This window comes from Cyclobacteriaceae bacterium (genome assembly GCA_013141055.1).
Taxonomy (GTDB): domain Bacteria; phylum Bacteroidota; class Bacteroidia; order Cytophagales; family Cyclobacteriaceae; genus ELB16-189.
The window spans coordinates 174005-197401 of sequence record JABFRS010000002.1 but is presented as its reverse complement, the minus strand read 5'-3'; the positions used below and the strand labels follow the sequence as shown (position 1 = coordinate 197401).

The window sequence follows — 23397 nt, the reverse complement described above, 5'->3', positions numbered from 1 at the left end:
CAGGTAGTAAAGAAGGAAATGACATTCATGGAGAGAATGTATCTGCCTGCTATTCTTGGAGGTGTGGTGATTACAATCAAGCATTTATTCAGAAAGAGCGCTACGATCAGGTATCCTGAAAAGGAACGTGAGATCAGTGACATCTGGAGAGGTCAGCACGTGCTAAAGAGAGATGAGAAAGGTGCAGAACGATGTACTGCTTGTGGCCTTTGCGCGGTAGCATGTCCTGCGGAAGCGATTACAATGGTTGCGGCAGAACGCAATAAAGGTGAAGAGAATTTATATCGTGAAGAAAAATATGCATCAACGTATGAGATCAACATGCTACGTTGCATTTTCTGCGGACTCTGTGAAGAAGCATGTCCAAAGGAGGCAATTTTTCTTACCGATCGGATTATACCAACAGATTACGGACGGGAGAGCTTTGTTTTTGGGAAGGATAAACTGGTGGAACCGGTAAATGCGCGCATTGACGTAACAAAACGTCAAACGCCTGCAGTACTGGAATTTAAAACACACAAGAAATTAAGCCATAACAAATAACGTAGCCTTGACCCTTAATCTTTTCTACTTTCTGTCGTTTGTCTCGGTGTTCACTGCACTGCTGGTAGTCTTTTCGAAGAACCCGGTGTATAGTGTCCTCTATCTTGTATTGACTTTTGTCTCTATCTTTTGTCATTATATATTGTTGAGTTCTCAGTTCCTGGCGATCGTTCACCTGATCGTTTATGCTGGAGCTATCATGGTTCTGTTCCTTTATGTTATCATGTTCCTGAACCTGAACCATGAAACCGAACCACACAAAAGCAACTTGTTGAAATTCGCAGCAACGATCTGTGCATCCATGCTGCTGATTATCCTGGTTGCATCATTGAAAGGCGCAGGCGGAATGGAAACTAATTCACCAAGCCCAAGCATGATAGGATCGGTTAAGAACCTTGGACACGTTTTATTCACAGATTTCCTGCTTCCATTTGAAGTGGCATCCATACTTCTCCTGGCCGCAATGGTCGGAGCCGTTATGATCGCAAAAAATGAGAAACCTCAAACCGACAAAAAGCCATGATACCGATAGACTATTATCTCTGGCTGAGTGCGGCTTTGTTTACGATTGGAGTGTTAGGCGTGCTCTATAGAAGAAATGCGATTATCATTTTTATGTGTGTTGAGCTTATGCTGAATGCTGTTAATCTGGTGATGGTAGCTTTCTCAAATTATTTGAATGATCCTGCCGGGCAGGTTTTTGTATTCTTTATCATGGCAGTAGCAGCAGCAGAAGTTGCAGTTGGACTGGCAATCCTTATGATGATGTATCGCAATACCCGCACGACAGATATTAACGTATTGAATCGACTAAAATGGTAGGAAGTACATTGATAGCACTGGTTCCTTTATTGCCACTGATCGGTTTCCTGATCATCAGTCTGAACTATAAGAGACTTTCACACAGCGCGTCTTCCATCATCGCTTGCGGAGTAGTATTTATTTCCTTCCTGATCTCCATAGAGCTCTTCGCTCATCTGCTTTCTCTTCCTGTTGAGCAAAGAAGCATTCAGGTAACGGTTCTTAACTGGATTGCCACCGGAAATCTCTCACTCAATTTCAGTTTCCTCATCGACCCGTTGTCTTCCATATTCCTGATGATCATAACCGGGGTTGGATTTCTTATCCATCTCTATTCAGTGGGCTATATGCATGATGATGCAGGCTTCAATAAATTCTTTTCTTATCTGAATCTCTTCGTCTTCTTCATGCTCATGCTGGTGATGGGTTCAAATTATGTCGTGATGTTTGTCGGGTGGGAGGGTGTAGGACTTTGCTCATACCTGCTCATTGGATTCTGGTTTAAGAATAACAACTATAATGATGCTGCTAACAAGGCATTTATCATGAATCGCATTGGTGACCTTGGACTTCTTGTTGGGATGATCCTGATCTTCATGAATTGCGGGAGCCTGGATTATACAGAAGTGTTCACAAAAGTTTCTTCCTTAGATTCATCTACCATAACGCTTATTACAGTCTTGCTTTTTGTCGGTGCTATGGGAAAGAGCGCTCAAATACCTCTTTATACATGGCTTCCTGATGCAATGGCTGGCCCAACACCGGTATCTGCTTTGATCCATGCTGCTACCATGGTAACGGCAGGAGTTTACATGGTGTGTCGTAACAATCTTTTGTATGCTTTGTCACCTGTGGCCCTCAACCTTATTCTTATCATTGGACTTGCCACTGCACTCTTTGCAGCAACGATCGCCCTCACACAGAACGACATTAAGAAAGTGCTTGCATATTCTACTGTAAGTCAGCTGGGCCTGATGTTCGTGGCACTTGGTCTTGGTGCTTTTTCAAGTGGAATCTTCCACATGGCAACACATGCATTCTTTAAAGCGTTGCTTTTCCTGGGAGCAGGAAGTGTCATCCATGCTTTGGGAGGCGAGCAAGATCTGAGGAAGATGGGTGGATTGAAAAAGTATTTGCCCATTACCTATCTGACTTTTCTGGTGGGAACACTTGCCATTTCAGGAATTCCACCATTCGCTGGTTTCTTTTCCAAGGATGAGATTCTTGCCGAGGCCTTTGCAAATAATCCAATGGTGTGGGCGGTTGCATTACTGGCATCACTGCTGACAGTATTCTATATGTTCCGTTTGTTCTTCCTGACATTCTTTGGATCTGAAAGAGCGAGCCATGAAACGATGCATCACATTCATGAATCACCAAAGAGCATGGCAATTCCTTTGATCGCATTAGCGGTATTATCTCTTGTGGGAGGTTTTATGAATGTTCCAGAAGCACTATTTGGTTCTTCACAATTATCAGAATACCTGTCGCCTGTATTTGCTCAATCGAAAGAACTTATGGCTGAGCATACATTATCACATGCAACGGAGTATGGATTAATGGGAACAGTCATTGCTTTAACATTAGCAGTTATCGGTGTTGCCTGGTCTATGTATGTTAAGAAGGCAAGTGTTCCAGTTGCAGAAGGTTCTGACATCGGGACTCTGCAAAAACTCTCTTATAATAAGTATTACGTTGACGAGATCTATGACACGATTGTAGTAAAGCCGCTCTATTGGCTCTCTTCTAAATTTGACCAGATTGTTGAAAAACTCGCGATTGACGGTTTTGTAAACTCAGCCGGCGATTCAGTGGTCCAATGGAGTAAGGTATTCAGACTATTTCAAAGCGGCACGATCGGATTTTACATTTTCATGATGGTTATAGGTATTGTATTGATGCTTTCACTATCCTTCATTTATTAAACGGCAGATAAAGAAACTATGATCCTTTCCTTCATCATATTCTGGCCGTTATTTATATCAGTAGTGATACTGATAAGTCGTTTGAAGAATGCAAAAGAACTTGCTCTCGGTGCTGCAGTGATTGAACTTATTGCATCGCTCGTCATGGTGTCGCAATTTTCAAATACCGCCGAGCCACAGTTTGCTGTCAATATTCCATGGATCACATCTATGGGTGTGAAGGTGAATTTTAATGTAGCAGTTGATGGCATCAGTCTTCTTCTTGTTCTACTGACAACGGTCCTCGTTCCATTTATCATTCTTTCATCTTTTTCAGGCTCTGAATCGAAGCCTTCATCATTCTATGGACTTATCCTGATGATGCAGATGGCGCTCATTGGAGTCTTCACAGCGAGAGACGGATTTTTGTTTTACATCTTCTGGGAAGTTGCTCTCATACCGATCTATTTCATTTGCCTGATCTGGGGCGGAACCGATCGGAATAAGATCACATTGAAGTTTTTCATTTATACACTGGCCGGAAGTTTATTCATGCTGGTAGGTCTTGTGTATCTCTATCTCCAGACTCCCAATGAACATTCATTTGATATTACAGCACTATATGCCGCTGGAAGATCATTACCGGTAGAAATACAAAGTGTGATCTTCTGGGCAATGTTCGTGGCCTTTGCTATTAAGATGCCGGTATTTCCATTTCATACCTGGCAGCCGGATACTTATTCAGTGGCACCGGTTCAGGGCACCATGTTGTTATCAGCTATCATGCTCAAGATGGGAATTTATGGAGTGATCCGCTGGCTTATCCCGGTGGTTCCGATGGGAGTGAGTGAGTGGGGAAATGTAGCCATCATTCTTTCCGTTATTGGAATCATCTATGCTTCCTGCATAGCCATCATTCAGAACGACTTCAAACGACTAATTGCATACTCATCGATTGCCCACGTAGGTCTTATATCGGCCGGCTTATTTACATTGAGTAAAATAGGAATGCAGGGAGCTATCATTCAGATGCTAAGTCATGGTATTGTGGTGTTTGCATTATTCTATATTGTTGAGATCATCTTTGATCGCACAAAAACACGATCTCTTTCACAGTTGGGTGGAATCAGGAATGAAGCACCAGTTCTCAGCTCTGTATTTATTGTGGTAATGCTGGGAAGTGTTGCGCTGCCATTGACAAGTGGTTTCGTTGGTGAATTTCTGTTGATCAATTCTCTGGTTCAATATCAAATCGTTATTGGAACAGTTGCCGGACTTACCATCATCCTTGGCGCAATTTACATGCTTCGTACTTTTCAGAAAGCAATGTCAGGGGAGACCAACGCGGCGACAAAAGGATTTTTGGATCTGACTACCCAGGAAAAGGTGGTACTTTATCCAATGGTGATCATGATCCTGGCCATAGGAATTTACCCTACACCACTATTGGAAATTTCAGAAGCGGCAGTAGATAATATTTTAGTTATAGTTTCGGATTTATCAGCTTCAGCAAAATAGCATGAACGCATTGTACGTAATTTTTGGTTTGGGATTTCTTTCACTGATTGCAGAGATCGTTAATCTTAAAAAAGGATTAACCATCGCTATTATCATCGGCATCCTGGCGGCCGTTGTTTTAATAGGCATGGACTGGAACACAAATCAGAGTTTCTACAATGAGATGGTGACATTCGATAATGCAGCTATCTCATTTACTGCTTTAATTCTTGTGATCAGCATCTTCTGGTTCTGGATGGCAGGAGATTATTTTTCAGATCAACCGCATCAAACCGATCGTTCCGCTCTGATTCTGTTTTCATTGTCAGGTGCTCTGATCATGGTGTCATTTAGTAACATGGCCATGCTGTTTTTAGGAATAGAAGTGCTCTCAATTTCATTATATGTATTAGCAGGAAGCAATAAGAACAGTCTGCTTTCCAATGAGGCGTCGTTCAAGTACTTCCTCATGGGTTCATTTGCTACTGGATTTTTATTGATGGGTATTGCCCTGATCTATGGAGCAACAGGTTCTTTCAATATTCAAAAGATTGCAGTCAGTGTAATGGAGCAGCCTGCACTGCCAGGATTCTTTTATGTAGGAATTATTCTGATGCTGGTGGGTATGGCTTTTAAAATATCGGCGGTTCCTTTTCATTTCTGGGCACCGGATGTTTATGAAGGTTCTCCCATCACCATTACGGCTTTCATGTCTACCGTCGTCAAGATTGCAGCCATCGCAGCATTCTATAAGTTGTTTACTATATTCTATCAGGTACCAGAAACATCATGGAGGCCATTGGGTATTATACTCCAGGCGATAACGGTGCTTACGCTTATTGTTCCGAATGTCACTGCTGTATTCCAGACCAATGTCAAGAGGTTGCTGGCGTATTCAAGTGTAGGTAACGTAGGTTATATATTGCTGGCTTTCATTAGCGGCGGCAACAGGGGTGAAGTAGTCTTCTATTATCTCACAGCATATTCACTCGCTTCAATTGCAGCATTTACAGTCTTGTATAAAATTGAAAAATCCGGCAATGGTACTTTCAAGGGACTCTTCAAAAGAAATCCACTAATGGCTCTGTTGATGACAGTCGCTCTGCTTTCGCTTGCAGGTATTCCTCCTTTGGCTGGCTTTCTGGCAAAGTACCTGGTATTTGTACAGGCACTGGAGGCTGATCACTCCGGACTGGTGATCATCGCTATCATCACTTCGCTGACCGGGGTTTTCTATTATTTCAGAGTGCTGATCTCCATGTTTCAGGATTCGGGAGATGCTTCAGTTGTGAATGATTCATTCTCATCCAAATTACTGATGATCATATTGTTAGCTCTTATCATCGGCATAGGATTGTTCCCTGATTTTCTAACCATGCTGATGGCTGCCTAGCCACAACAGGAACAGTCTCCCGGGCTAACGAAAAACTAATCTCGGCGGCAAAATACACCTTGCTTTTTCGGTTCCTGAATTTTACCTTCATTCGATTGAAATGAATTTAAACTCACAGTCATGGGAAAAGTAAGAGACATTTTGAAATTCAAGGGTGGTGCTGTTTTCGCGGTTGACCCAGGTATGATGGTCTACAAAGCGATCGAACAGATGTGTGAGAGAAATATTGGTGGTCTTCTGATTACTGAAAATGACAGGCTCGTAGGAATTTTTACAGAACGTGATTACGCCAGAAAGCTCATCCTCAAAGGGAAATCCTCAAAGGATACACCTATCAGTGAACTGATGACTAAAAATCCTTTCACCGTAACTTCCGACAGTACGATTGAGGATTGCATGAAGCTTATGACTGAAAAACACATCCGGCACTTGCCTGTTGTAGAGGGTGAGAAGCTGACCGGAGTGATCTCTATTGGAGATGTGGTCAAGCAGATCATCCAGGATCAGAAAGCAATTATTGAGCACCTGGAATCCTACATTCACCAGTAATCCTGCCTTGATTTCACCCCTTTTAAAACTCTCTAAAGCCTTCAGAAATGCTGAATTTTGAGAAGTTTTGAGGAAGGGAATATCAAAGTTTGCCCGATTTTGACTATCTTTGCAGGTCTTTTAATTACCACTAAGGCAATAGACCAGAACATTAAGTCGTTTTGCCCGTAAGTAGATTCTGAAGGCCTTTTTTTGAACTATTTTTATATAAAACTGTTTTACCACACATGAGACAACTAAAGATTGTTAAGCAGATCACGAACCGGGAGAGTCAGTCTCTCGACAAGTATTTACAGGAAATTGGGAAAGTGGATCTTATTACATCTGATGAAGAAGTAAAGCTTGCACAGAGAATAAGAGAGGGAGATCAGATGGCGTTGGAAAAATTGACCAAGGCAAACTTGCGTTTCGTTGTTTCAGTAGCCAAGCAGTATCAGAATAATGGATTAACCCTGGGTGACCTTATCAATGAAGGTAACGTAGGATTGATCAAAGCAGCAAAGAGATTTGATGAGAAGCGTGGATTCAAATTCATTTCATACGCAGTATGGTGGATCCGTCAGTCAATCATGCAGGCTCTTGCAGAGCAATCACGTATTGTACGCCTTCCTCTAAACCGGGTAGGTTCACTTAATAAGATCACAAAGACTTTCTCTGAACTTGAGCAAAAATTCCAGCGTGAGCCTTCACCGGAAGAATTAGCGGATGTATTGGAAGTAACAACAGAAGAAGTTGTAGACACATTGAAGATCGGTGGCCGTCATGTGTCCATGAATGCTCCCTTTGTTCAGGGTGAAGAAAACGGTCTTCTTGACGTTCTTGAAAACGACAGCGAAGAAACTCCTGATTCAGGTTTGATCATGGATTCACTTCGTCGTGAAGTTCAGCGCGCTCTTTCAACATTAACTGTTCGCGAATCAGATGTTATTGCATCCTATTTCGGACTTAATGGTGAGCAGTCAATGACACTCGAAGAGATTGGCGCTAAGTTTAACCTGACTCGTGAACGCGTTCGTCAGATCAAGGAAAAAGCTACCCGCCGCCTGAGACATAACTCTCGCAGCAAAGCTCTTAAATCATATTTGGGCTAAGCTTTACCAAAAAACAGTCAAAGACCCTATTCCGGCATCCGGTTTAGGGTCTTTTTATTTGTCCACACTTCTGCCATCCAGCATTAAAATATCACCAGTCTTTCCATATTTCTGCTAAATTTACCCCACCTATAACCACTGAATCTTAGCCTTAGTTAGCCAGTATGAAGAGCCTTAGCCCTGATGAGAAAATCCTTTCAATTGATATTGGTGGTTCCCGGATTAAAGGAACAATTCTGGACGTAGATGGCAAGATGCTCCGTGAGTACGTCAGGATAAAAACTCCTACCACTGCAAGTCCGGAAAGCGTAATGGATGCGATCGTTGAGCTAACCAAAAATTTTGAACCTTATTCAAAGGTTTCAGTAGGTTTTCCGGGATATGTCAGAAACGGAATTGTATTTACTGCACCTAACCTAAGCACTCCGTTATGGAATGGGGTGGACTTAAAGAATCGATTGTCAGCCATCCTTAAGCAACCTGTTCGAATTCTCAATGATGCAGATATGCAGGGTCTCGGTATTGCCAGTGGCAAAGGACTCGAAATGGTGGTTACCCTTGGGACTGGATTTGGAACCGCTTTGCTGATCGATGGAAATCTGCTGCCTCACCTTGAGATTGCTCATCACCCTGTTTCCAAAGAAAGAGATTACGATGAATATGTGGGAGAGAAGGCATTCCAGGAAGTGGGTAGCGAACGCTGGAACAAGCGTATGAAAAAGGTGATAGAAATCATGAAGACTGTGGTCAACTATGATCGTCTTTATATCAGTGGCGGAAATTCCAAGAAGATAACTTTTAAGATCGACGATAACATCAAACTGGTTTCAAACATTGATGGAATCAAAGGAGGAGCCAAGCTCTGGCAAAAGGAAAATTATTATAACGTTTAAATTCGACTCACCTTAGTTAACCTACTCAACATAACAAAGTCATTATGCAAACTAAAGAAAAAGACCTCGTTCAAGCTGCCATAAACACAGTAAGATTACTCGCTGCTGACGGTGTACAAAAAGCAAACTCAGGACATCCGGGCATGCCAATGGGTGCTGCACCGATGGGCTATGTACTTTGGTCAGAGGTTATGAATTACAATCCTCAAAATGCTTCCTGGGCAAATCGCGATCGCTTTATATTATCGGCTGGTCACGGCTGCATGTTCCAGTATAGCCTGCTGCATCTCACAGGATACAATTGCACAATGGAGGATCTCAAGAAATTCCGTCAGCTGCATAGTAAAACAGCGGGCCACCCGGAGTATGGATTATTGGAAGGCATTGAAGTCACTACCGGTCCATTAGGACAGGGTTTTGCCAATGGCGTAGGCTTTGCCATTGCACAGAAGTATCTCGCTGCACGCTATAACAAGCCTGGCTTTGAACTTTTTGATTATCATATCTACTCTATCTGCGGAGATGGTGATTTGAATGAAGGTGTGAGCGCCGAAGCAGCTTCTCTCGCAGGACACCTGAAGCTTGGTAACATTATCTACTTATACGATGATAACCACATCTCCATTGAAGGAGATACCAATCTTACATTTACAGAGGATGTTGGAAAACGTTTTGAAGCATACGACTGGCATGTTCAGGTTGTTGCAGATGGAAATGATGTGAAAGCAATTGCCGATGCTATTAAGAAAGCAAAAGCAGTTACCGATAAGCCATCCATTATCAAGATCAGAACACACATTGCTTTCGGAAGTCCTAATAAAGTTGACACCGCACATGCACACGGTTCACCGCTTGGTGAAGCAGAATTAAAACTTACCAAGCAGAATCTTGGCTTTGATCCTGAGCAATCATTCTTTGTTTCGGATGAAGTATCCAACTTCTATAGTGAATGTGGCAAGAAAGGTATTGCCAAAGAACAGAAGTGGAATGAATTATTCCAATCTTACAAGAAAGCACATCCGGAATTAGCAAAAGAGTATGAATTGCTTAGCAGCGGTCAATTGCCGCAAGGATGGAAAGATAAAATTCCTTCATTCAAAGCTGAAGATGGAAAACTTGCTACCCGCCAGGCATCCGGAAAAGTATTGAATGCAATTGCTGATGTGCTTCCAAACCTGATAGGGGGCGCTGCCGATCTTGCTCCGTCTACTGAAACATGGTTAAAGAAATACGAAGCGTTTACGCCTGCCAATTACGGTGGACGTAATTTCCATTTTGGAATCCGCGAACATGCAATGGGCTCTATACTTAATGGAATGGTGTTGACAAAAGGAATTATTCCTTATGGCGCAACCTTCCTGATCTTCTCTGAATACATGCGACCTCCAATCCGTCTGTCAGCGATCATGAAAGTAAGAGCGATCTATGTTTACACACATGATAGCATTGGATTAGGTGAGGATGGAACTACTCACCAGCCGATCGAACAATTGGCTTCCCTAAGATCGATACCTAATATTGTCGTGATTCGTCCGGCGGATGCTAATGAAACAGCACAGGCCTGGAGAGTGGCGATTGAGCATACAACAGGTCCTGTCATCATCGCATTGACCCGCCAGGGATTACCTGTGATTGATCAGGCAAAGTATGGTAAAGCAACAGAGCTTGAGAAGGGTGCTTACATCCTATCAGATTCTGAAGAAACACCTAAGGTCATTCTGATTGCCACCGGTTCTGAGGTTTCATTGATCATGGAAGCTCAGGCTAAATTGAAAGAGCAGGGAATTCCTGCACGCGTTGTAAGCATGCCATCGTGGGAATTGTTTGAGAAACAGGATAAGGCTTATAAGGAAAAAGTGTTTCCACCTTCGATCCGTAAGAGACTTGCTGTTGAGACAGGATCTCCAATGGGATGGCATAAATATGTTACTGATGAAGGTGATATGATTACCATGAATTCATTTGGAGAATCCGGCGCCATCAATGATCTGATGAAGTTCTTTGGATTCACTGTAGATAATGTGGTGACAAAAGCAAAAGCGTTGCTGGGTAAATAGTCATTGCGATGAGGATTGGAATAGCGGCAGACCACGGAGGTTTTTTGTTGAAGACAGATATCAAGGCGTGGCTTACTTCACAGGGCCATGATGTCAGGGACTTTGGTGCTCATGAACTGGTTTCAACGGATGACTATCCTGATTTCGTGGTGCCGCTCGCAAAAGCAGTATCATCAAAGGAAGTGGAGCGCGGCATTGCAATTTGCGGAAGTGGTGTAGGGGCTTCGGTGGCAGCGAATAAAGTTGCAGGGGTGAGAGCTGCCTTGATCCATGAGAATTTCTCTGCGCACCAGGGAGTAGAAGATGATGATATGAATCTGATCTGTCTGGGTGGAAGAGTGTTGGGGACGAAAGCAGCAGAGGAATTTATTTCTGCGTTCATCAATGCAAAGTACATTGGTGGTGGAAGGTATCAGAGGAGACTTGATAAGGTTTTGAAACTTGAGACCGGTAAATAAAAATTATCGTGTCAAAAGGATCTAAAACAATATTTCTGGATATAGGAGGAGTGTTACTAACGAATGGATGGGACTATCCCGCGCGTGAGAAAGCAGCAAAGCATTTTGAGCTGGATATCATCGCAATGGATAAACTTCATTCATTTATTTTTAACATCTACGAGATTGGAAAAATAAGCCTCGATCAATATCTGGATACTGTGATCTTTGGAAAGCCAAGAAAATTCACTAAGAAAGAGTTTGCCGATTTTATGTATGCTCAATCTGAAGAATTGCCAGGAATAATTCCATGGCTCAGTAAATGGAAAAAAGAGAATCATCGCAGGATCATCGCGATAAATAATGAAGGAAGGGAAATGAACGAGTACCGCATTCAGAAATTTGGACTGAGAGATTGCTTCGATGCGTTTGTTTCTTCCTGTGAAGTAGGCATGAGAAAACCAGATCCCGGAATATTTCAGTTGGCATTGGGCATTGCCCAGACTAAAACCACCGACTGCATTTATTTTGATGACCGTCAGATGCTTGTGGATGCTGCTACAACGTTGGGCATTCCATCCTATAAGCACGACACTTTTGAAAAGACTAAAACAATTTTAGAAAACCTGTAAGACTTTAATCCCCAAAGAAATGAAAGGCGATAATTATGTTTTTGGAATGATCGGACTCGGAACCATGGGTCGCAATCTTTTATTGAATATGGCTGACCACGGCTACAAAGTGGCGGGCCACGACAAAGATGAAAAGAAAGTGCAAGCCCTGAGCACCGAATCAGGTAAGCCAAATGTAAAAGGATTCAGTTCCGCAAAGGAGTTTATTGACAGCCTGCAATCACCACGCGCCATCATGATGCTGGTGCCAGCGGGTAAGATAGTTGACAATGTTATTGAAGAGCTGACACCTTTGCTGGATGCGGGAGATCTTATTATAGATGGTGGAAATTCTCATTTCACAGATACAAATCGCCGTGTTGAATTATTAAAGCAAAAGAATATTCACTTTTTCGGAATGGGTATTTCGGGAGGAGAAGAAGGCGCAAGAAAAGGTCCGAGCATGATGCCTGGAGGTGATCCTGAAGCTTATAAAGTAGTTCAGAAGATATTTGAATCGGTAGCTGCTAAAGTGAATGGCGACCCATGCGTAACGTATATCGGGCCAGGTGCATCAGGTCACTTCACCAAGATGGTACACAACGGAATCGAGTATGGTATCATGCAACTGATTGCTGAAACCTATGAATTTATGAAGAAGGGATTGAAACTTTCTGACGACAAGATCCACGCAAGCTTCAGGGAATGGAGTAATGGTCGCCTTCAGTCATTCCTGATGGACATTACCCGAGATATTCTTGCTTTCAAGGAAAAAGGATCTGATCATTTACTTTTAAATGATATCAAAGATGAAGCTCGCTCAAAAGGAACCGGCAAGTGGACATCTCAGGTAGCTATGGATTTGCAAACAGCTCTAACTGTAATTGATACTGCTGTATCTATGCGTGATCTTTCCAAATACAAAGCGTTGCGCACAAAAGCAGCAGCAATGTATGGGGCAGAACCCGTCAAACTGCAAGGGACACCGGAAGAACTTGTAAAATCATTGGAAGCTGCATTATATTTCTCAACCATTCTTGCCTACGCACAAGGCATGCATCTGCTTACTCAGGCATCAACAGAATTCAAGTATGACCTTAAAATGGATAAGATCGCATTGATCTGGCGCGGTGGATGTATCATTCGCTCAACGTTCCTCGAAGACATTCATCAGGCATACAAAAATGACAATACACTTCAGCATTTGCTGCTGGATCCTGCTATTCAAAAGAAAGTGAGTACACTGCTGGCTCCAACCCGTGCCGTTATTTCTTCGGCCATTAATTCAGGAATTGCTATGCCAGCATTCACGGCAGCATTAAGTTACTTCGATGCATTCAAAAGCGAGCGCATGCCTTCGAATGTTATTCAGGCACAGCGTGATTTTTTTGGTGCTCATACCTATGAATTAATTGGTAAAGAAGGTACGTTCCATACGCAATGGTTTGTTAAATAATTTCATACGACAACTTAGAAAATGAATCAAAAAAATAGCCCCGTTCAGTCTCAGCCAACCATCTTCTTTATTTTTGGTGGAACAGGAGATCTTACTTCGCGAAAGCTTGTTCCTGCATTGTACAATCTCTTCATTGATGGATGGCTCCCGGATAACTTTGCAATCGTTGGGATGGGGCGTACTCAGCAAACCGACGATCAATTCAGAGGATTGCTGCTGGATGACATCAATAAGTTCTCCCGTAGCGGAAAGGCTGATGCAGAGAAATGGAAGAAGTTCTCTGCAAATGTGTATTTCCAGGTGTCAGATATCGCTGAAGAAAAAACATATATTGAGCAAGGTGAAAGAATTAAGAAGCTGGGAGCAGAGTGGAAAACAGAACCATGCGTAATCTATTATTTGGCAGTTGCTCCAAGATTCTTTACACCCATCGCAGAGAATCTTGCCAAGCATAAACTTGCATCCGATCCTGAAAAGAGTCGCGTAGTCATTGAAAAACCATTTGGACACGATCTTGAATCCGGCAAGCAATTAAATAAACTACTGAACAGCATTTTCTCGGAAAAGCAGATCTATCGCATTGATCATTACCTTGGAAAAGAGACCGTTCAGAACATTCTTGCATTCCGATTTGCGAACTCTATCCTTGAACCGCTTTGGAATCGTAACTATATCGACCATGTTCAGATATCAGTTTCAGAACAACTGGGAGTAGGCGATCGTGGTGGTTATTATGATGAAGCAGGTGCTTTGCGCGATATGGTTCAGAACCACATCTTGCAATTACTTTGCCTTGTAGCAATGGAGCCACCGGTAAGTTTTCAGGCAGATGAAGTGCGTAATCGAAAGGTGGATGTACTTCTTGCCATGCGTAAGTTTGATGCAGAAGACATTCAGAAAAACACCGTTCGTGGCCAGTATCGAAAGGGCTGGGTAGAAGGAAAAGAAGTTCCGGGATATCGTGAAGAAAAAGGTGTAAACCCTGAATCAAATACAGAGACCTTTGCAGCGATTAAGTTCTTCGTTGACAACTGGAGATGGCATGGCGTTCCATTCTATCTGCGGACAGGAAAACGAATGCCGGAAGCTTCTTCCATGATCACGATACAATTCAAGGATGTTCCTCACATGATCTTCCCAACAGAAGCAGTGGAAGGCTGGCAGCAAAATAAGCTGATCATCAGCATTCAGCCTGAGATGAGTATACGCCTCCAGGTACAGGCAAAGAGACCAGGGCTGGATATGATCCTTAATCCTGTTGATTTGATATTTGACTATAGCGGAACATACAAAGGTGAAACACCGGAAGCGTATGAGACATTGCTGCTTGACACGATGATGGGTGACCAGACATTGTTCATGCGTGGTGATCAGGTAGAGGCGGCATGGGATCTATTGATGCCTATTCTGAACTCATGGGCAAAGAAGAAGAGCACCAGTTTCCCTAATTACTCAGCGGACTCATGGGGACCAGAGGCAGCGGATGCATTGATTGCAAAAGATGGCTTCCATTGGTTTACGCTGCCGAAGAAAACTAAAAGCTAGTATGGTGATAAAGGTTTTTGATACACCTGAATTATTGTTGCCGGCGCTTGCCGACTATATCATGGTTGAGGCGAAGGAAGCAATTGAAAAGAGGGGAAGGTTTAATCTTGTGCTTTCGGGTGGAAGCTCTCCTAAAAAACTCTATGAGCTACTGGCTTCAGATAGCTATCTCTACAAAATTCAATGGAATAACGTTTACTTCTTTTTTGGGGATGATCGCTATGTGCCACATAACCACAAGGACAGTAATTTCCTCATGGCGACATTGGCTTTGTTTGATCCCCTGAGAATACCGAAAGATCATATTTTTGGAATTGATACCTCATTAAGTCCTGAAAACGCTGCGATAGCATACGAACAAACGATTAAGGAACATTTTAAAGGGAGCGAATGCATCTTTGATGTGATCTTACTCGGCCTTGGAGACAATTCCCATACAGCATCACTCTTTCCCCACACAACAGTGTTGCATGAGAAAACGGCATTGGTAAAGGAGATATATGTTGAAGAGGTAAAGATGAACCGGATCACATTTACAGCGCCGTTAATCAATCTCGGCCACAAGATTTTGTTCCTGGTTTATGGAGCAGGGAAGGCTGAAGCTGTAAAACACATCCTGGAAGATCCCACCAACATTGACGAGTATCCGGCACAGCTTATTAAGGCAAAACAGGGAGAGGTTGTTTGGTTTTTGGATAAGGGAGCAGCTGCAAAAATACGGGGAAATTAAAATTGAAGAGCGCTTGATCTTAGGATCTTTGGCGCAACTTCGGCTGACTCACCAAAATTTCACCAAATCTGAGCTTCAGATGGAACTTATTTCCCCATGAAGAAGTAGTCTATTTATTCTTTAACTTTACAACAAACAACCAAATTCAGCCAATGCCAAAATCACAAGAAACGTGGAATAAGAAGGAAAAAGAGAAGAAAAAACAGAAGAAGAAGGAAGATAAGGCGCAACGCAAAGACGAAAGAAAGGCCAACGCATCAGGCGGTGGTTTCGAAAATATGATTGCCTATGTGGATGAATACGGCAATTTCTCATCAACACCACCAGATCCAATGAAGAGAAAGGTGGTCGTAAATGCATCCAGCATCGAAGTTGGGGTTCCCCGTAGAAAAGCAAGTGACGAGGTTGAAGCAGGCCGAAAAGGCATTGTTACCTTCTTCAATGAATCCAAAGGTTTTGGTTTTATCAAAGACACTGACAACGGTGAAAGCATCTTTACACACATCAAGGATCATCAGGATGCCATTCGTGAAAACGATCGCGTTACCTTCCGAGTAGAGCAAGGTCAGAAGGGCCCTAATGCCGTTGCGGTAAAGCTCATCAAATAAGAGTCTGAGATTTTGATTTCTGACGACTGATTAGCAGTACTCCCGTTAAGATGAGTCCTGTTCCAATTAACTGAGTCAGAAATACAGGCTCCTGTAAAAAGAAATAAGCCATCAATATCGTAGATACCGGTCCAACGCTGCCAACAATGGCGGCGTTGTCTGATCCGATTCTCTTAATGCTTTCCGCCACCAGATAGGAGGGAATCACCGTAGAAAGCACCGCCATCAAAAAGCTATAGCCGTATGTCATTCCACTTAAATGCAGGAGTGATGTTTCGCTTGTAAAGAAAAAATGAAGTAGTACTCCCGCCGCTGCAAAGCTCATTGCATAGCTGTTAAACTTTGAAGCACCAACTATAGGTATCAATCTTCCACTTCCAACAATATATGCTGCATAGGTAAAAGCGCAGATGAAAATGAGGAGCGACCCCAGCATAAAATTACTGTTGTGAGAAGAGTGGAAATTTATTTCACCAAAGAATGAGATCATCAGCCCTGCGTAGGTGATGATCAGAGCTATCCACTGTAACCTGTTAATTTTTACTTTGAAGATTGCTGCGGACATCAGCAATACGAGTGTTGGATATATGAACAGAATCAGACGCTCAATTCCTGCCGTTACATATTGCAAACCAAGGAAGTCGAGCAGACTGCTGACATAATAACCAAGACATCCTATAATCGCTATTTGAATCCATTGCCCTGCTGTAAATCGAACGTTGCTGCTTTTACTTGACGAGACGAAGGCAGAGATGACAAAGAAAGGAAGAGAAAATATCATTCTGAGCGCCAGCAGTGTGATTGCATCCACTTCTGTATCACGATAGGCCAGCTTTACAAAAATCGCTTTCGTGGAAAAGCAAATTGCTCCCGCCAGGGCAATAAGAACTCCCTTTATAAAATAAGAATTTGATCTGAGCTGCGACATGAGATGCTATCGCTCAAACAATTCAAGGAACTCTTTCTTCTTGTTAGGAGAAATCTCAAGCTCCTGGTTATTCTTCATCGTAACAGAGCCGCCCTTTCCTTTTGAATACCGGATAACAAATTCCGGATTTGCCACATAGGAGCGATGAATCCTCAGGAAGCGATGCTCGTGCAATACTTCTTCAAAATATTTAAGCGTCCTGCAGATCAAAAGAGGCTGACCGGTTTCAAAATAGAAGCGTGTGAAGTTATCAACTGCCTCGCAATAAAGGATCGTGTTGATATTTCTGATCTCAAAACCTTCCATAGTAGGAAGCATGATCTTTTGTGTGCCGCTGCTTCGGAGATTATCTACCAGCACCTTTGCATGTTGCGTGTAGTCTGTTTCCTTTCGCTCTTTTCTAATCTTCTCAACGGCTTTGATCAACTCATCGATATCAATAGGCTTGAGCAGGTAATAGGCAGCACTTTGATTCAGTGCCTGAATGGCATAGTTGTCGAATGCAGTTACGAAGACCGTTTCGAAAGTAATGTTGGTGATCTTGTTCAGAAGATCAAATCCATTGCCATAGGGCATCTCTATGTCAAGAAATACAATGTCAGGATGATGCTTTTGAATGGCTTCCAGTCCCGTGGATACCGATTCCCCAAAGCCGCTGACGGTGATATCGGAGCAATACTTTCCAAGATATCCTGCCAGTATCTCGCGACTATCCCTTTCATCATCGATGATCACTACTTTCATACGGCTTTCGGTTTTGTATTGATCGGTAGAAATATCTTTACACGCGTACCAGTGCCTTCTGGTAAATCCTCAATCGTCACACGGTAATTTGCTTTGTAGACTTTATTCAGGATTGCAAGCCGCTCCTGGATATTTTTTAACCCTGTCGAATTATGCTTGCGCTGATTTTCTGTTTTCAGCTCAGTGGATTTCTTACGGCCAATCCCGTTGTCAAGTATCTCTACTACCAGATCATTTGACTCCTGCTTCATCTGCAGGGTCAGCTTGCCCTTTGATTCCCTGTATCGCAATCCATGCCAGACAGCATTTTCCAAATAGGGTTGTATGAGCATTGGTGGGATCTCAATCAAATCTTCATTGAGACTTTCGTCTAAGATGATCTCATAATCGAATTTGTCCCTGAACCGATAGTGCTCAAGTTTCAAATACAATGACAATATTTCCTGTTCCTTGTGAAGTGTGATAAAGTCTTGTTGTGAATTCTCCAACACAAGGCGCATGAGTTGCGAAAACTCTGATAAAAACCTGTTAGCGGTACGTTCATCCTGTTGCGCTACAAAATGATTGACAGAATTCAGAGCATTAAAAATAAAGTGAGGATTCATCTGACCTCGTAAGGACTTCAGTGCCAGCAATTGATTGGCAACTTTACTCGCCTGGGCATTTCTGTAAATAAAGAATGAGGTAGTCGACAGGATCAGCATCATTCCCATCAAGCCGTAAATAATGATCTGCTGCCGGAAGAAAGTATCTCGTTCAATTGTGTCCTCCCGCTGCCCAATGGAAATGCTTTTTGAAAACTCATCAATATCTTTTTGCTTTTTGATAAGATCTGATTTCTCACTTTGAACAAGATCCTGCTGAACCTCACGTTTTTCAACGGCGATACTATACTTCTTATAAGCGCTCAGGGCCAGCAAATTTTTATTGTTCTTTTCATATAGAAGGGCAAGAGCAAGGAATGCACTTGCTTGTTCTTTGGGATTATCAAGAGTATCTGCGATGGCGGCGGCTTCCTCCATTTCCCGGATTGCTGCCTTGTTATCACCGCTGGCTTCAAGGGTCTTTCCGATTTCAATCTTGTCTTTTGTCACCTCGGCCATATTTTTTGATTCGAGATTATATTCAATAGCTTCATTACGCAGTTTGATCTCTTCTTCAAAGCGATTCTGGCCACGAAGAGCAGTGGCAATCTCGGTCTTTGTCGCCTGCATGGATTGTGATTGCTGAATGTCCGCTTTATTTCCTGAACGCACCTGATTGACAGAATTCTGATAAAGGTCCTTCGATTTTTCAAGATCGTTTGTCTTGGTATAGATCTTTGCCTTCTGATTTTCCGCACGTAGACCTAATGAAGAATTCTTATCATTATCTGATATAATATCATCGAGTGTTGTGAGTGCTTCTTTGTATTGTCCCTTTCGATAGTAAACTTCTGATATGTCGAGCAATCTCTCTGAATAATAGCTATCAGAAATTTTTGATCGACTCCCACTGATCTGCACCGCTTCCTGTAAATAAGTAAGGGCATCATCATACTTTTCAAGCATCAGATTGGCAGTACCCAATCCCTGAAGCATACGCCTGTATTCCCGTGAGCCTGTATTCCCTTTTTCAAATTTATCATAAGCCTGTAAATAGTTTTCCAGGGCCAGCTTCCACTCAAGAATGCTCTCGTTTATTTCACCCAAGAGAACATAGCACTTAGCTTCTGTTAACTCGTCCTGTTGCGCAAGGCTGACGCCAAGTGCCTCCTTTACTTTATCAAGGGCCTGATCAGGATTTGATTGACGAAGGGCAGAGGCTTCGTCTAAAAGACTTTTTGCATCATTCGCAACTGACCTGGACTTATAGGTCTTGTAATTACTGCTGCTCTTATCTCTCCTCTTATCATTTTCCTGACCATAGCATTCTTCATACGAGATCACACCCATAAGAAGACATAGAATGACGACTGCTTTTCGAATCATAATTACTTAATGCGGGAAAGTTAGCACATTAATTATTACGCATTTTCACCAAAAAGGATGGAATCATAATGCTTGCTCAGTGGATTGACAGATTCACTCAGTGGACTGGAGGTCTGACGGAGTTGAGGTACCCTAAGAACTTTTTTACCGTAAAATTTACTCAAAAACAGCAACATTTATGAAAACCCACAGATTAGTAAATCGATTCAAAGCCGCCTTCCTCATGATGATGATCGCGATGAGTACCTTACTTTCAAACACGGCATCCGCAAAGGAGACTCCTTGTGAAACGCCACCACCGGTCAAAGAGCAAACCATCATGCTGGCATTGCTACTGGACACCAGCAATAGTATGGATGGATTGATTGACCAGGCAAAGTCGCAGCTCTGGAAAATCGTTAATGAACTTGCTGCTGCAAAATGCAGTGACGGTACCAGACCGAACATTAAAATTTCACTCTATGAGTATGGGAATAACAGATTATCTGAAGAGACTGGTTATATCCGTCAGGTGAGTGCTTTGACTACAGATCTTGATGTGATTTCGGAGAAGCTTTTCTCCCTCACTACAAGTGGTGGTGATGAATACTGTGGACATGTTATTCAAACGTCTTTGAGTCAGCTTGCATGGTCAGCATCAGAAGCCGACCTCAAGATGATCTTCATTGCTGGTAATGAACCTTTCAATCAGGGTGGAGTATCATTTCATAAAGCTTGTGGAATCGCAAGAGATAAAGATGTGGTAGTCAATACAATCTTTTGTGGAGATTTCAATGAAGGCTTGCGTACAGAATGGAAGAACGGAGCCGACATCACAGGTGGAACTTATATGAGCATTGAACAAAATACCAAAACAGTATATGTTCCAACTCCTTTTGATGAGAAGATCGAAGCGATGAATGACAGATTGAATGACACCTATGTGTATTACGGAAAATCAGGTGTGGCTAAGAAAGATCTGCAATCAGCTCAGGATAGAAATGCTCAGAGCTACGGACAATCCAATAAAGTTGAAAGGGCAGTTTCCAAAAGCTCACATGCCTACCAGAATTCGTCATGGGATCTTGTAGATGCAATGAAGGAGAATGAGAAGGCCGTTACCGAAGCTGCTGATAGCGATCTGCCAAAACAAATGCAGGGCATGAATGCACAGCAGCGTAAAGATTATGTTGCTAAAAAATCAGCTGAGCGCAAGAAGATCCAGGAAGAGATTCAAAGCCTTAATGTGAAGAGACAGGAGTACATAGCCGCCAACACACCAAAGGAAAGTATGGAATCAACATTGGATGGAGCATTGATCAAGGCAATTAAGGTACGTGCGAAGACTAAGAACATGGTTTGGAAGTAGGAGGGTGAGTGATGATGGAGAATGTCCGGAGTGGTTACCGGACATTTTTTTTGACTATACTTTTATAAGATAAGATTGTCACCTCACCGAAAAATACTATTTTGTAAGATAGTTGTGATCAGAAATCACATGGCACTTCTGTTTTATGAAACTTTCAGGACACATAATCGATATTCCTAATCGCCGCACATACAAAGGGGAAATAGAAGTTCTGGGAGGTATCATCTCATCCATTACGGAAAAGGAATCTGTCGAAGATCAATTCCTGCTTCCTGGCTTTATTGATTCCCACGTTCATATTGAAAGTTCTATGGTGGTGCCTTCCGAGTTCGCAAGGATGGCTGTTGTTCATGGGACGGTAGCGACCATTTCCGATCCGCATGAGATAGGAAATGTCATGGGTATTCAGGGTGTCAACTATATGATTGAAAATGGAAAGCAAGTTCCTTTCAAATTCTATTTTGGAGCACCGAGTTGTGTACCTGCCACTACCTTTGAAACCGCGGGTGCCTCCATCGATCTTGATGGTGTTGAAGAACTTTTGAAAAGACCAGAGATAAAGTATCTGGCAGAGATGATGAACTGGCCAGGAGTTTTATCGGGAGATACAAAGGTTAAAGCTAAAATTGATCTTGCCAGAAAGTACGGAAAGGTTGTGGATGGTCATGCGCCGGGACTTCTGGGAGAAGAAGCCAGGAGTTATATCGCAGCGGGCATTAGCACAGATCATGAGTGTTTCACTTGTGAGGAGGCTTCTCATAAGCTTTCGCACAGTATGAAGATTCTTATCCGTGAAGGAAGTGCTGCCAAAAATTTTGAAGCACTGGCAGATCTGCTGCACGACCACCATGATAATATGATGTTCTGCTCTGACGATAAGCACCCTGATAGCCTTGAAGATGGCCATATCAATTTGCTGGTGAAGCGTGCTCTTGCAAAAGGGATTGATATTTACAAAGTATTGTCGGCCGCCTGTATCAATCCAATCGGTCATTACAAGCTGGAGGTTGGACAATTGAGAGTTGGTGATGCTGCCGATTTCATTGTCGTTAACAACCTTACGGATTTTGCTATCAGGCAGACATACATTGATGGAGAATTGGTAGCAGAAAATGGGAAGACGAGAATTTCCAGGGTAAAGAATGATATTATTAACAATTTTTCTGTCAGTCATACATCTGCGCACGACTTTGTTGTTAAATCTCAGGGAGACAGGATCAGGGTCATTGAAGCATTGGATGGCCAGCTAATCACCAATACTCTGATCGTAGCAGGTAAAAAGGAAAATGGAAATGTTGTTTCCGATCCATATCGTGACATTCTGAAAATTGCTGTAGTAAACCGTTATTCAGATGCAAAGCCTTCTATTGGGTTTATAAAGAACTTCGGATTTCAGCAAGGTGCCATAGCATCTTCGGTTGGGCATGATTCACATAATATCCTTGCGGTAGGTGTTGATGACGAATCGATCAATAGAGTTGTTAATATGATAATATCCGCGAAAGGTGGAGTGGCAGCATATGATGGCAATTCTGAAATGTTGCTTCCATTACGTGTTGCAGGGATTATGTCAAATGAAGATGGTTATAGTGTAAGCGAACAATATAAAAAGATAGATGCCTTTGCGAAGGATATGGGTAGTCCGTTAAGTGCACCATTTATGACGCTGTCGTTTATGGCATTATTAGTCATCCCAAGTCTGAAGATAAGTGACAAGGGATTGTTTGATGGAGACAGATTTGAATTTGTAGAAACTCAGTGCTGAGCGCCACGATCATTCTCCAATAAGTTTCCCCTTAAGCGTGTGCTTCTTTGCTTTTATATTCGTGATGGTCTCCTGAAGAATTTCACATTCAATCAGATTGGATTCTGAAGATCTCCGACCACTGAACACATTAATGAGAACCTGAAAATCCTTTTCTTTTAAAATGCTGTAAGCCTTAGTGGAAATCTTTGCGCCTTCGAAATGAGCATTGCCCGGTTTATTCAATTCCACTCTAGAAGAGCCCAGATTAACCTCACCCATCTCATCAATCAAATTACTGACAACAGAATCTTTAGGTGTACCTGACAGGTAGGCCTGAACAATGATTGTTTCATTTGCATTGGATAATTTTTTCTCTGCTTTGTCAGAAAGGCTGATCTCAATATCAAAGGAGGGAAGCCTGATAGAATCACCCTCAAGGGTCAAACCATCAATAATATCTGCATCGGATATCTCCCTTGTCTCATTTTTCCTGGCACATGATGTTAGAAAGAAGAAAATAAAAATACAGGATGCTATTTTCATAA

At 42.5% G+C, this 23397-nt stretch carries 22 protein-coding genes; 18 read left to right on the top strand and 4 right to left on the bottom strand.

The window, feature by feature from the left end:
• The first annotated feature begins 18 nt into the window (after window positions 1-18).
• The 16 genes from HOP08_15355 to HOP08_15280 all read left to right on the top strand — a co-directional run bounded on the left by HOP08_15355 (window position 19) and on the right by HOP08_15280 (window position 16115).
• Window positions 19-543 carry an NADH-quinone oxidoreductase subunit I gene (locus HOP08_15355; GenBank protein ID NOT76304.1) on the top strand — a complete coding sequence of 175 codons (525 nt, stop codon included), beginning with the start codon at window positions 19-21 and terminating at the stop codon, window positions 541-543.
• Window positions 533-1066: an NADH-quinone oxidoreductase subunit J gene (locus HOP08_15350; GenBank protein NOT76303.1), complete on the top strand. Its 534-nt coding sequence runs from the start codon at window positions 533-535 to the stop codon at window positions 1064-1066. Before HOP08_15355 ends, HOP08_15350 begins: the two co-directional genes overlap by 11 nt.
• The gene (gene nuoK / locus HOP08_15345) at window positions 1063-1365 is read left to right on the top strand and encodes an NADH-quinone oxidoreductase subunit NuoK (protein ID NOT76302.1); all 303 of its coding nucleotides are present in this window, start codon (window positions 1063-1065) and stop codon (window positions 1363-1365) included. The genes HOP08_15350 and nuoK overlap by 4 nt, the downstream gene beginning before the upstream one ends.
• Complete coding sequence (gene nuoL, locus HOP08_15340; protein ID NOT76301.1) at window positions 1359-3269, top strand: NADH-quinone oxidoreductase subunit L; 1911 nt, start codon at window positions 1359-1361, stop codon at window positions 3267-3269. The genes nuoK and nuoL overlap by 7 nt, the downstream gene beginning before the upstream one ends.
• An 18-nt stretch (window positions 3270-3287) precedes the next feature.
• The gene (locus tag HOP08_15335) at window positions 3288-4766 is read left to right on the top strand and encodes an NADH-quinone oxidoreductase subunit M (GenBank protein ID NOT76300.1); all 1479 of its coding nucleotides are present in this window, start codon (window positions 3288-3290) and stop codon (window positions 4764-4766) included.
• A 1-nt stretch (window position 4767) separates the two neighbouring features.
• Window positions 4768-6138: an NADH-quinone oxidoreductase subunit N gene (locus HOP08_15330; protein NOT76299.1), complete on the top strand. Its 1371-nt coding sequence runs from the start codon at window positions 4768-4770 to the stop codon at window positions 6136-6138.
• Window positions 6139-6258: 120 nt separating this feature from the next.
• The gene (locus tag HOP08_15325; protein ID NOT76298.1) at window positions 6259-6687 is read left to right on the top strand and encodes a CBS domain-containing protein; all 429 of its coding nucleotides are present in this window, start codon (window positions 6259-6261) and stop codon (window positions 6685-6687) included.
• A 227-nt stretch (window positions 6688-6914) separates the two neighbouring features.
• A complete protein-coding gene (locus tag HOP08_15320) occupies window positions 6915-7778 on the top strand; it encodes a sigma-70 family RNA polymerase sigma factor (GenBank protein ID NOT76297.1) in 864 nt (287 codons plus the stop codon).
• 164 nt (window positions 7779-7942) lie between these two features.
• The gene (locus tag HOP08_15315; protein NOT76296.1) at window positions 7943-8671 is read left to right on the top strand and encodes an ROK family protein; all 729 of its coding nucleotides are present in this window, start codon (window positions 7943-7945) and stop codon (window positions 8669-8671) included.
• A 44-nt stretch (window positions 8672-8715) separates the two neighbouring features.
• Window positions 8716-10728 carry a transketolase gene (tkt, locus tag HOP08_15310; protein NOT76295.1) on the top strand — a complete coding sequence of 671 codons (2013 nt, stop codon included), beginning with the start codon at window positions 8716-8718 and terminating at the stop codon, window positions 10726-10728.
• Window positions 10729-10736: 8 nt separating this feature from the next.
• Window positions 10737-11186 carry an RpiB/LacA/LacB family sugar-phosphate isomerase gene (locus tag HOP08_15305; protein NOT76294.1) on the top strand — a complete coding sequence of 150 codons (450 nt, stop codon included), beginning with the start codon at window positions 10737-10739 and terminating at the stop codon, window positions 11184-11186.
• Window positions 11187-11191: 5 nt separating this feature from the next.
• A complete protein-coding gene (locus HOP08_15300; protein ID NOT76293.1) occupies window positions 11192-11797 on the top strand; it encodes an HAD-IA family hydrolase in 606 nt (201 codons plus the stop codon).
• Between the two features lie 19 nt (window positions 11798-11816).
• Window positions 11817-13232 (top strand): NADP-dependent phosphogluconate dehydrogenase, encoded by a 1416-nt coding sequence (gene gndA, locus HOP08_15295; protein ID NOT76292.1) that lies wholly within the window; start codon window positions 11817-11819, stop codon window positions 13230-13232.
• A 21-nt stretch (window positions 13233-13253) separates the two neighbouring features.
• The gene (zwf, locus tag HOP08_15290; protein ID NOT76291.1) at window positions 13254-14777 is read left to right on the top strand and encodes a glucose-6-phosphate dehydrogenase; all 1524 of its coding nucleotides are present in this window, start codon (window positions 13254-13256) and stop codon (window positions 14775-14777) included.
• A gap of 1 nt (window position 14778) precedes the next feature.
• Window positions 14779-15507 carry a 6-phosphogluconolactonase gene (pgl, locus tag HOP08_15285; GenBank protein ID NOT76290.1) on the top strand — a complete coding sequence of 243 codons (729 nt, stop codon included), beginning with the start codon at window positions 14779-14781 and terminating at the stop codon, window positions 15505-15507.
• Window positions 15508-15659: 152 nt separating this feature from the next.
• Complete coding sequence (locus tag HOP08_15280) at window positions 15660-16115, top strand: cold shock domain-containing protein (protein ID NOT76289.1); 456 nt, start codon at window positions 15660-15662, stop codon at window positions 16113-16115.
• On the opposite strand, the gene HOP08_15275 is transcribed toward HOP08_15280, so the two are convergent.
• From HOP08_15275 to HOP08_15265, 3 genes are read right to left on the bottom strand one after another with little or no spacing between them, the layout of a single operon-like run.
• Window positions 16108-17043 carry a DMT family transporter gene (locus HOP08_15275; protein ID NOT76288.1) on the bottom strand — a complete coding sequence of 312 codons (936 nt, stop codon included), beginning with the start codon at window positions 17041-17043 and terminating at the stop codon, window positions 16108-16110. The genes HOP08_15280 and HOP08_15275 overlap by 8 nt on opposite strands.
• A gap of 6 nt (window positions 17044-17049) precedes the next feature.
• The gene (locus tag HOP08_15270) at window positions 17050-17787 is read right to left on the bottom strand and encodes a response regulator transcription factor (GenBank protein NOT76287.1); all 738 of its coding nucleotides are present in this window, start codon (window positions 17785-17787) and stop codon (window positions 17050-17052) included.
• Window positions 17784-19757 (bottom strand): histidine kinase, encoded by a 1974-nt coding sequence (locus HOP08_15265; GenBank protein NOT76286.1) that lies wholly within the window; start codon window positions 19755-19757, stop codon window positions 17784-17786. The genes HOP08_15270 and HOP08_15265 overlap by 4 nt, the downstream gene beginning before the upstream one ends.
• Window positions 19758-19935: 178 nt before the next feature.
• Between HOP08_15265 and HOP08_15260 the strand changes: the two genes are divergently transcribed.
• Window positions 19936-21105 (top strand): VWA domain-containing protein, encoded by a 1170-nt coding sequence (locus HOP08_15260; GenBank protein NOT76285.1) that lies wholly within the window; start codon window positions 19936-19938, stop codon window positions 21103-21105.
• Between the two features lie 145 nt (window positions 21106-21250).
• Complete coding sequence (ade, locus tag HOP08_15255; protein ID NOT76284.1) at window positions 21251-22870, top strand: adenine deaminase; 1620 nt, start codon at window positions 21251-21253, stop codon at window positions 22868-22870.
• Between the two features lie 9 nt (window positions 22871-22879).
• Here the strand turns inward: ade and HOP08_15250 are convergent, their stop codons facing one another.
• The gene (locus HOP08_15250) at window positions 22880-23395 is read right to left on the bottom strand and encodes a hypothetical protein (GenBank protein NOT76283.1); all 516 of its coding nucleotides are present in this window, start codon (window positions 23393-23395) and stop codon (window positions 22880-22882) included.
• Window positions 23396-23397 lie beyond the last annotated feature (2 nt).